This window comes from Chryseobacterium sp., assembly GCF_041914225.1.
GTDB lineage: Bacteria > Bacteroidota > Bacteroidia > Flavobacteriales > Weeksellaceae > Chryseobacterium.
Genome location: NZ_JAYSDT010000021.1, coordinates 59,565 through 69,116, shown reverse-complemented (window position 1 = coordinate 69,116; position 9,552 = coordinate 59,565). Strand labels below are relative to the sequence as shown.

The 9,552-nt window shown below is 38.1% G+C and carries 7 protein-coding genes and 1 pseudogene; 2 read left to right on the top strand and 6 right to left on the bottom strand.

Annotated features, from left to right (window positions below; genetic code table 11):
* The 5 genes and pseudogenes from ACE3RB_RS11495 to ACE3RB_RS11475 all read right to left on the bottom strand — a co-directional run.
* Positions 1–121, bottom strand: a pseudogene (locus ACE3RB_RS11495) (4-hydroxyphenylpyruvate dioxygenase); the annotation flags it as partial.
* 237 nt (positions 122–358) lie between these two features.
* Positions 359–1,150 carry a hypothetical protein gene (locus ACE3RB_RS11490; RefSeq protein WP_374464340.1) on the bottom strand — a complete coding sequence of 264 codons (792 nt, stop codon included), beginning with the start codon at positions 1,148–1,150 and terminating at the stop codon, positions 359–361.
* A 140-nt stretch (positions 1,151–1,290) separates the two neighbouring features.
* Positions 1,291–2,565: an acetyl-CoA hydrolase/transferase family protein gene (locus ACE3RB_RS11485; RefSeq protein WP_374464339.1), complete on the bottom strand. Its 1,275-nt coding sequence runs from the start codon at positions 2,563–2,565 to the stop codon at positions 1,291–1,293.
* A gap of 221 nt (positions 2,566–2,786) precedes the next feature.
* Entirely contained in the window at positions 2,787–4,298 is a 1,512-nt protein-coding gene (locus ACE3RB_RS11480) for a succinate CoA transferase (protein ID WP_374464338.1), read from the bottom strand.
* Between the two features lie 171 nt (positions 4,299–4,469).
* Positions 4,470–5,621, bottom strand: a complete 1,152-nt coding sequence (locus ACE3RB_RS11475; RefSeq protein WP_374464337.1) for a homogentisate 1,2-dioxygenase — start codon at positions 5,619–5,621, stop codon at positions 4,470–4,472.
* A 122-nt stretch (positions 5,622–5,743) separates the two neighbouring features.
* Here ACE3RB_RS11475 and ACE3RB_RS11470 point away from each other — a divergent pair, with 122 nt between their 5' ends.
* Both ACE3RB_RS11470 and ACE3RB_RS11465 read left to right on the top strand, forming a co-directional pair.
* Positions 5,744–7,813 (top strand): TonB-dependent receptor plug domain-containing protein, encoded by a 2,070-nt coding sequence (locus ACE3RB_RS11470; RefSeq protein WP_374464336.1) that lies wholly within the window; start codon positions 5,744–5,746, stop codon positions 7,811–7,813.
* Entirely contained in the window at positions 7,810–8,271 is a 462-nt protein-coding gene (locus ACE3RB_RS11465) for a thiol:disulfide interchange protein (protein WP_374464335.1), read from the top strand. The genes ACE3RB_RS11470 and ACE3RB_RS11465 overlap by 4 nt, the downstream gene beginning before the upstream one ends.
* Before the next feature lie 826 nt (positions 8,272–9,097).
* Here the strand turns inward: ACE3RB_RS11465 and ACE3RB_RS11460 are convergent.
* A complete protein-coding gene (locus tag ACE3RB_RS11460; RefSeq protein WP_374464334.1) occupies positions 9,098–9,535 on the bottom strand; it encodes a cupin domain-containing protein in 438 nt (145 codons plus the stop codon).
* Positions 9,536–9,552: the final 17 nt, after the last annotated feature.

Below are 9,552 nucleotides of genomic sequence, written 5' to 3'. Positions count from 1 at the left end.
TTTTGTAATAATGGGCAGCCTGTTTTGCATTTCCTACATAAAACTCAATGTAATCCGTACCGTTAATCGGCAGGAAATTTTCTGCTTGAGCTATTTTCTCGGCAAATGTAAGTGTTGACATATTTTCTCTTTTACTTTTATTTTATTGGTATGCAAATTACAAAAAACTTGGACATTGCGAAAATATTCCCGCGGATTCATTGAATATATTTAACATAACATTAAAGAAGAGTTTACTTAAGTATATTTAAGTTTAATAAGTTTAAAATCGTCTGACTACATTTGTTATACAAAATACAAGTGAAAAAAAATATTTCGAAACATGAAAGCCGTAGATACTCTCTACGGCTTTCTTATTTTAGAAGGTTTCAATTTTTCTGTTCAGCATTCCGGCATCCGGATTGTAATTATCCCATATCTTCCAGGTATCATTTATTTTCCGGATAAAGTAGATCTGAGTACTCAGCTGATTCACAAAATGTTCTTCACCGGTTTCTCCTACCTTGAACAGCAGATTCCAGAATTCCTGGGATTCCAGGATTTTTTTGTCCGGCTCATCGGTAACGATATGAATATCAAAAACTTCATAATTGGACCGGTTGTTTTTTGTTACCAGGTGAAAATCTTTATCACACAGCTCTTTGCTGAATTGTGATGCTCTTTCGAGGAAAGGGGAATCATCGAAAACGAGGCCTTTTAAAAGTTCGGTATTGTGAGCAGGAAACTGCTTATAGAATTCAAAAGCTGCGGCACAATAATCGTAGACCATCTGTGTAAGATGGGACTGTTCATTATTTTCCTCTTCGTTCTGTTTTCTGTATCTGATTGCAAGGATATAGTCATTAAGATCTTTGTATCCCAAGAAAATACAGATTTTGTCAAGGGTCTTCAGAAATCTGAGATCACTGTGGGTTTTATCCTGATAATCATTCTCAAAGAACCGCTGAAGGGTGACATGGGAAATGGTATTTCCGATTTCAAATTTTTTTCCTCCTTTCAGTTCCTCAGCTCCGGAAAGTTCGTCTTTAATAATTTCAGAAAGAATAATGTAATGGCTTCTTTTCCATTCATTCACATTCCCTAAAACAGAATTCCTCACTTTGGGATGCTTTATAACCTCTTCTCGTATCGAATTATATATAGTTTTCAATTTCCTTGTTTTTGAATGAATTTTATCAAATATACTGCCAAAATATTAATGTTTTTTTATGTTTTAGGGATGTTGATTTCAAAATTTGTTTTAAGTGATCAGTTTTGAAAATAGTTTTTGTGTGCTTTATGATTTGATTATCAGTGTTTAAATCTTTCAAAAGCCGCTCTCTCCAGCATCTCTCTGTCATCAGGATGGGCAATGCTGATCAGCTCCTGTGCTCTCTGGCGAAGATTTTTTCCATACAGATAAGCAGTACCATATTCAGTAACTACGTAGTGAATGTGACCTCTTGTTGTTACTACGCCGGCTCCCTGTTTAAGGAAAGGAACAATTCTTGAAACTCCCTTTTTGGTTCTCGCTGTAATGGCAATGATAGGCTTTCCGTCATCACTTAAAGCAGCACCACGCATAAAATCCATTTGTCCTCCGATCCCGCTGTACTGGAGTGTCCCGATAGAGTCGGCACAAACCTGTCCTGTAAGGTCTATTTCAATAGCAGAATTGATGGCTACCATCTTTTTGTTTCTCATGATATTGATCGGGAAATTGACTTCACTTACATCCCTGAAAGCAAAAACGGTGTTATCATCTACATAATCATAGAGTTTTCTGGTTCCGAAGCAGAAGCTTGTAATGGTTTTATTATCGTTGTACCCTTTATATTTGTTATTGATCACATCATTCTGAATTAAATCGATAACACCGTCACTCAGCATTTCTGTATGAATTCCGAGGTCTTTGTGGTTGGTAAGGCATTTTAAAACGGCATCAGGAATGGTTCCGATACCCATCTGAAGCGTAGATTTGTCTTCAATAAGTTCAGCCACATTTTTCCCAACGAGCATTTCTTCAGGGCCTACTTTTGAGCCATAGTCCACCGTTGGCAGTTCCTCTTCATGCCATACCAGTTTGTGGATTCTGCTGATGTGGATCATGCCGTCACCATGGGTTCTCGGCATTCTTGGATTAACGGTGGCCACAATGATTTTTGCTGTATCTACTGCTGCTCTGGCAATATCTACAGAAGTTCCCAATGTGCAGAAGCCATGTCTGTCCGGAGGTGAAACGGTTACCAGGGCTACATCAAGAGGTAAAATATTTTTTCTGAACAGAATAGGAATTTCACTTAAAAATACCGGAACAAAGTCACCTCTGTCGGAATTTACAGCATCACGCACAGGGGTGGAAACAAATAAAGAGTTGATGAAAAAACTGTCTTTGTATTGCGGTTTTGCAATTTCCACATTTCCCTGCTGGGTAATGGAAACCATTTCCACATTTTGCAGCCTGCCGGACTGTCTTGCCAACTCATCGATCAGATAATTCGGGGTGCATGCACTGCCGTGAAAGAATACACGGTTTCCACTTTTTATCGTATATATTGCTTCTTCTGCGCTGATGTAATTATTCATATTTTGTCTTTTTAAAAGGGTGTTCAACGTATTTTTACATCTCATAAAAATACCGCTCTTCTTTCAAAGATAATCTTTATAATTTTATATTCATATAAATATTTTAAGGATATGGTACAGACTTTTGTCATATGAATCAACCGGATACGATTAACACAAAAAAGGACCAAATGCATTGGCATCCAGTCCTTTTTTTCTTATTTATTCCCTGATGAAAATATTTAATTAGTGGCTTCTACAGCTGTTTTCTGTTTCATGCTTCCGGTCTCTGCAAATCGCAAATGCCAGCTGAAGGCTTCCTGTAATAAATGAGGAGTATGACCTCCTTTTTCACAGGCTCTGTCGAAGTAAGATTGTAATTCTTCTTTATAATCCGGGTGTACACAATTGTCTATAATCTTCTGTGCTCTTTCCCTTGGAGCTAAACCTCTTAAATCAGCTAATCCGACATCTGTTACCAGAATATCTACATCATGTTCGGTATGATCGGTATGTGAAACCATTGGAAGGACGTGAGAGATATTGTTGCCTTTTGATGCGGCCTGAGTAACAAAAATACTCAAGTAAGCATTTCTTGCAAAGTCTCCGGAACCTCCGATTCCGTTCATGATTTTTGTTCCTCCGATATGGGTAGAGTTTACATTTCCATAGATGTCAAATTCAATAGCAGTGTTGATGGCTATGACTCCCAATCTTCTGATTAATCCGGGAGTATTGGAAATATTCTGAGGTCTTAAAACAAACTTTTCTTTATATTTTGAGAGGTTTCCTAAAACTCTTTCGTAGCATTCCTGGGAAACGGTAATGGAAGATGCTGAGGCAAAGCTTAGCTTACCGGAATCGATCAGATCAAAGGTACTGTCCTGAAGTACCTCTGAAAACATGGTAAGATCATAAAAATTACTGTCTTTGAAACCTGTCAGAACAGCATTGGCTACTTTGCCGATACCTGCCTGAAGAGGAAGTAATCTGTCTGTAAGACGGCCCAAACGTACTTCATTTTCAAAGAATGCAAGAAGATGTTTAGCGATAGCGGTAGTTTTTTCGTCCGGTTCTGCAATATCTGCCGGGCTGTCTTTACGGTTAGTAAAAACAATGGCTTCAATCTTATTTGGGTCAACGGGAATGCTTTTTCTCCCGATTTTGTTCCATGGAGCTACAATTGGGATCACATTTCTGTAAGGATAATCTTCTGCCTGGTAAATATCATGGATTCCGTAAACTTCTTCAGGAACTTCGGTATTGATTTCAATGATCACTTTTTTAGCCAAAGCCGCAAAGGTCACTGAATTTCCTACCGATGTAGTAGGGACAATACTTCCGTCTCTTTCAATATAGGCCGCTTCAATAATAGCTACGTCAATACTTTGAAGATTTTTGGTGTGAAGAAGCTCGGCGCTTTCGCTTAAATGCTGGTCGATGAAGAGAATTTCACCATTGTTGATTTTATTTCTTAATACAGGATCTACCTGGAAAGGCATTCTTTTTTTCAGGACGTTGGCTTCTGCCAGTTTTCCGTCGGTACCGTGGCCCAGTGAAGCTCCGGTCATTAAAGTGACTTTAAGTTCTTCGGTTTTTCCTCTTTCTGCCAGTGCCGGCAAAATAGCTTTGCTGTCACCTGCTTTTGTAAAGCCGCTGGACCCGATGGTCATGCCGTCTTTAATAATATTTACTGCATTTTCCGCGGTGGTTACTTTGTCGCGTAGACTTTCTAATCTGATTCTTTCTAACATGTAATATTGATTTTGTTTTAAACCACCATTACTTAGGATGCGTCATGAAAAATAATGATGGTCAATATGTTAACCATACCTCACAAATTTACGAAAAAAGACGCTTTAAATAAAGGATTTAAAGCGTCTTTTGTATGTATTCAGCAATACTTTTCTGATGATTGTACTGTTTTATTCCAGCCAAGAAGTTTTATAAGTAGGATCTTCTACTTTTAAAGCTTCTTCTGTAATTTTCAAAGGACGGAAAGGGTCTACCATTACAGCATATTCTTCCGTGAACTTTTTACCGATACTTCTTTCCATAGCACCTGGGTGTGGTCCGTGTACAATTCCTCCGGGGTGAAGGGTGAAATCCATCAAATCAATATGGTTACGGCTCATGAAATCACCTTCCGTGTAGAATAATACCTCATCAGAGTCAATATTGGAGTGATTATAAGGTGCCGGAATCGCCTGTGGATGGTAATCATACATCCTTGCACAGAATGAACAGACTACGAAATTGTGTCCCTCGAAATTCTGGTGAACCGGCGGCGGTTGGTGAATTCTTCCGGTAATCGGTTCAAAATTTTTGATATTGAATTTATAAGGATAGAAATATCCGTCCCAGCCCACCACATCAAACGGGTGTGTTGCGTAGATGAAATCTGTAATCTGGTTTTCTTTTTTTACTTTAATCAGGAATTCTCCTTTTTCATCAACGGGTTCTTTGAAAGTAGGAGCAATCATATCTCTCTCACAGAATGGGGAATGCTCCAGAAGCTGCCCGAATTCATTTCTGTATCTTTTCGGAGTATAAATAGGAGAGTGGCTTTCTAATACAAAAAAGACCGTATGATCAGATTTCAATTCTACCTGATAAATGGTTCCTCTCGGAATAATAAGATAATCTCCGGTTACGAATTCAAGGTCTCCTACAAATGTTTTCAGAATTCCGGCTCCGTTATGAACGTACAAAAGCTCATCACATTCCGCATTTTTGTAGAAATAATCCATCGAATTTCTTGGTTTTGCCAATCCCATTTTCAGGTCGTTATTCATCAAAAGAATTTTTCGGCTATCCAGGAAATCATTTTCAGGAGTGACATTCATTCCCTTAAACATTCTGGGAGTAATGTTCTTTTCCACAGCTATCTTAGGAGTGACATCTTTCGGCTCACCGATAGATTTGATCTGTGTAGGGCGGTGGATATGATATAACAGAGAAGAAATACCATGGAAGCCTTCCGTACCGAAAAGCTGTTCATAGTAAAATTTATCTTCAGGAGACTTAAAGATCGTATGCCTTTTTGGTGGGATATTTCCCGATTGATGATATCTCATTTTACTTTCATATGTAGTTTCTCAAATTTAATCATTTTTCATGAATTGGCTCAATCTATATTTTTAAGCAAAGTTTTGTATTTGAAAAATAATTGTTAGATTTGCCTAACAATTTTAATTTCATGAAGCGAATATTATTTTCTGTCACTTTTTTATCAACCTATTGTTTTGCACAGGAGACGGACAGTTTGAGTTTACAGCAGATTAATAGTCAGGATTCTGCCAGCGTTATGAAGAGGGAATACAAGACCAGTAACATCGAAGATGTAGTGGTTACAGGAACCATAAAGCCAATGAGCAGATCCAAAAGTCCTGTGGCGGTTGAGATCTACAGTCAGAAATTTTTCCAGAAAAATCCTACTCCAAGTATTTTTGAGGCCATTGCCATGGTGAATGGAGTAAAACCTCAGCTGAACTGTTCTGTATGTAATACGGGAGATATCCATATCAATGGGCTGGAAGGTCCTTACACAATGATTTTGATTGACGGAATGCCGATTGTAAGCTCACTTTCCACCGTATACGGATTAAGCGGAATCCCTAACAGCCTGGTGGATAGGATAGAGGTGGTAAAAGGTCCTGCGTCTTCTATATACGGTTCTGAAGCGATGGGAGGAGTGATCAATATTATTACCAAAAATGCTTTGACTGCTCCTAAACTGAGTGTTGATATGATGACCAGTACCTGGAATGAAAATAACCTGGATCTTTCAACGAAGTTCAATATTGGAAAAAAGGCCGCTTCATTATTAAGTTTAAATTATTTCAGCTTTCAGGAAAGGATAGATCAGAATAAAGATAATTTTACGGACGCTACGCTGCAAAGCAGGATTTCGGTTTTCAACAAATGGAATTTTAAAAGAAAGGAAAACAGACAGGCAAGTTTTGCGATGAGATACCTGTATGAAGACCGTTTTGGGGGCGAAATGCAATGGAATAAGTCTTTCCGCGGAAGTGATGAAGTATACGGAGAAAGTATTTATACCAACAGAGCAGAGATTTTTGGTTTATATGAATGGCCCATGAAAGAGCATATTGTGACTCAGTTTTCTTATAATTATCATGATCAGAACTCTTTTTACGGATCAAATCCCTTTAATGCCACGCAAAAGGTAGCTTTTGTGCAGACGTATTGGGACAGAAGCTTCGGAAAGCATGATATTACTGCCGGGTTTACTTTTAAAAGAACATTTTATGATGATAACACACCAGGAACACTAGCTGCAGACGGGATCACCAATGCACCGATGAAATCCCCGATCTGGGGTGTCTTTATCCAGGATCAGTGGGAGATCAATGATAAAAATACTTTGCTGCTTGGGTACAGATATGATTATGATAAAGTACATCATTCCGTACATTCGCCGAGGTTTGCATGGAAATTCAATCCTAATCCTTATCACACTTTACGTTTCAATTTTGGAACAGGGTTCAGAGTGGTTAATTTGTTTACGGAAGATCATGCAGCTTTGACAGGTTCCAGGGAAGTCGTGGTAAAATCAGACCTGAAACCGGAAAGATCTGTTAACGGGAACCTGAATTGTATCTGGAAAATTCCGGTGGGAAGCCGTTTGCTGAATCTTGATGCTTCGGCATTTTATACGTACTTCAGCAATAAAATTGTAGGGGATTTTGATTCTGATCCGAACAAAATTATTTACGATAATCTTCATGGATATGGAATTTCAAGAGGAGCTTCCCTGAACGTTGATTTTGCATTTCAGTTTCCGCTGAGTGTCAATGTAGGAGTAACTTATCTTGATGTATACCAGAAATTTGATAATGAAAACCAGAAAACACAGCAGCTGCATGCTCCAAAATGGAGTGGTACTTATAACCTGACGTATAAGTTTTCGAATAATCTGACTATCGATTTTACAGGACAGTTCTACGGACCAATGCGACTTCCTGTCCTGGTAAACGACTACCGCCCTGAATATTCACCGTTTTATTCGCTGGCTAATATTCAGGTGTCCAAAAGTTTCAAATCAGGATTTGAAGTGTATTGCGGAATGAAAAATTTATTCAACTTCAGGCCTAAAGATCCTTTGATGAGACCATTTGACCCCTTCGATAAACATGTTGATGATCCTGTCAACAATCCTAATCATTATACTTTTGATACGGCATACGGCTATGCACCCATGCAGGGGATCAGAGGTTTCCTCGGAGTAAAATATATCTTAAAATGAAAAAAATAATTTTATTTTTAATGTTAGTGCCTTGTTTTTATCTGTCTCAGATGAAGACAGGCACTTTTTCTGATCTGGAAGCTCAGCAAAAAGAAAATCCTAAACCCATTGTGATCCATCTTTATACAGACTGGTGTGCGGTATGTAGGATTGAGGCTTACCGTTTGAGTCAGGATAAAGAGCTGGTTAATTTGATGAATGCCCAATTTTATTTTATCAACTTCGAGGCAGAGAAGACAAAGGAGACCATTCATTTTCAAAACCAGGAGTTTGAATATCTGCAGAATGGAAATTCCGGAATTCATGAATTGGCACTGGCATTATCAAAGAATAAAAATCAGCCGGTTTATCCTTTGTGGGTATTTCTGGATAAGTATCAGAATCTGGTGTATTATCAGGAAGGGCAGATGACGTCTGAAAAAATGAAGGAGAAACTGAAGGAGGTATCTGGTTTGTAAGTTGAGGGGTTTTTTGTTGGAAAACGCAAAGGTGCTAAGGTATTTCTTTTAATATGTTTTTAAGGCGCAAGGATTTTATCTGCGATAAAATTGTATGTTCCTAATACTATATATGGATTAATCTTTGCTGAAAATCTTTGATTTCTTGCGCCTTAAAACAACCTATTGTTTATTTTTTCTTTACTCCTTTGCGTTTTCCCGGCTTTAAAATATTTTCTGTATTTTTCGCAGATTACACATATTTTTGGTTTGTAAATTGGAAGATTTTTGTTGGAAAACGCAAAGGCGCAAAGTTTTTTCTTTTATTATGCTGTAAGGCGCAAGGATTTTATCTGCGATAAAATTGTATATTCCTAATACCATATGGTTAATCTTTGCTGAAAATCTTTGATTTTCTTGCGCCTTAAAACAACCTATTGTTTATTTTTTCTTTGCGCCTTTGCGTTTGTCCAGCTTTAAAATATTTTCTGTTTATTTTTCGCAGATTACACATATTTTGGTTTGTAAATTGGAAGTTTTTTGTTGGAAAACGCAAAGGCGCTAAGGTATTTCTTTTAATCTGTTTTTAAGGCGCAAGGATTTTATCTGCGATAAAATTGTATGTTCCTAATACTATATGGATTAATCTTTGCTGAAAATCTTTGATTTTCTTGCGCCTTAAACAACCTATTGTTTATTTTCTTTGCGCCTTTGCGTTTTCCCGGCTTTAAAAATCTTTTTTATTTCCCACAGATCGCGCAGATTACGCGGATCTCTGTAAAATTTGCTGCATCTACATGAATTTTTATCTGTAGTATTTGTGTGATCTGTGGGAAATTCTTTACTATTAAATTTTTGCATCAATCAAAACCGCCAGCTGAACACACGGCTCATCAGAACGGTTGCTCCATGCATGATTAGTTCCCCGCTGAATAACGATGTCTCCCGGTTTCAGAAGGGTTTCACCATCTTCCATGACGAGATAGAGCTCACCGGAAAGGATGATAACGTAATCCAGTGTAGGGGTCTGGTGCATCATCGGATGAGGTTCATTCTTTTTCCATTCTATGCCTAAATCTTTATCCGGCGGAACTACTACATATCTGAAATAAGTACCGTTTTTAGGAGTTTGTGGAAATCCTGTATTGGGAATTCCGGTTTCAAAATCCAGACTTGCTGGCATTGTCTGCGTATTCCATACATCTGAAATGATGAGCCCCGGAAAATGTTCTACAGCGTTTTCAACCTGCAGATCTTCTACAATAACGGATTTTCCGTCTTTCATTCCCGTTACGATACGTC

Excerpts from the sequence above, each read along its gene's own strand:
- ACE3RB_RS11465 (WP_374464335.1), top strand. The coding sequence starts at position 7,810 with ATGAAAAAAATAATTTTATTTTTAATGTTAGTGCCTTGTTTTTATCTG.
- ACE3RB_RS11480 (WP_374464338.1), bottom strand. The coding sequence starts at position 4,298 with ATGTTAGAAAGAATCAGATTAGAAAGTCTACGCGACAAAGTAACCACC.
- ACE3RB_RS11460 (WP_374464334.1), bottom strand. The coding sequence starts at position 9,535 with ATGAAAGACGGAAAATCCGTTATTGTAGAAGATCTGCAGGTTGAAAAC.
- ACE3RB_RS11475 (WP_374464337.1), bottom strand. The coding sequence starts at position 5,621 with ATGAGATATCATCAATCGGGAAATATCCCACCAAAAAGGCATACGATC.
- ACE3RB_RS11485 (WP_374464339.1), bottom strand. The coding sequence starts at position 2,565 with ATGAATAATTACATCAGCGCAGAAGAAGCAATATATACGATAAAAAGT.
- ACE3RB_RS11470 (WP_374464336.1), top strand. The coding sequence starts at position 5,744 with ATGAAGCGAATATTATTTTCTGTCACTTTTTTATCAACCTATTGTTTT.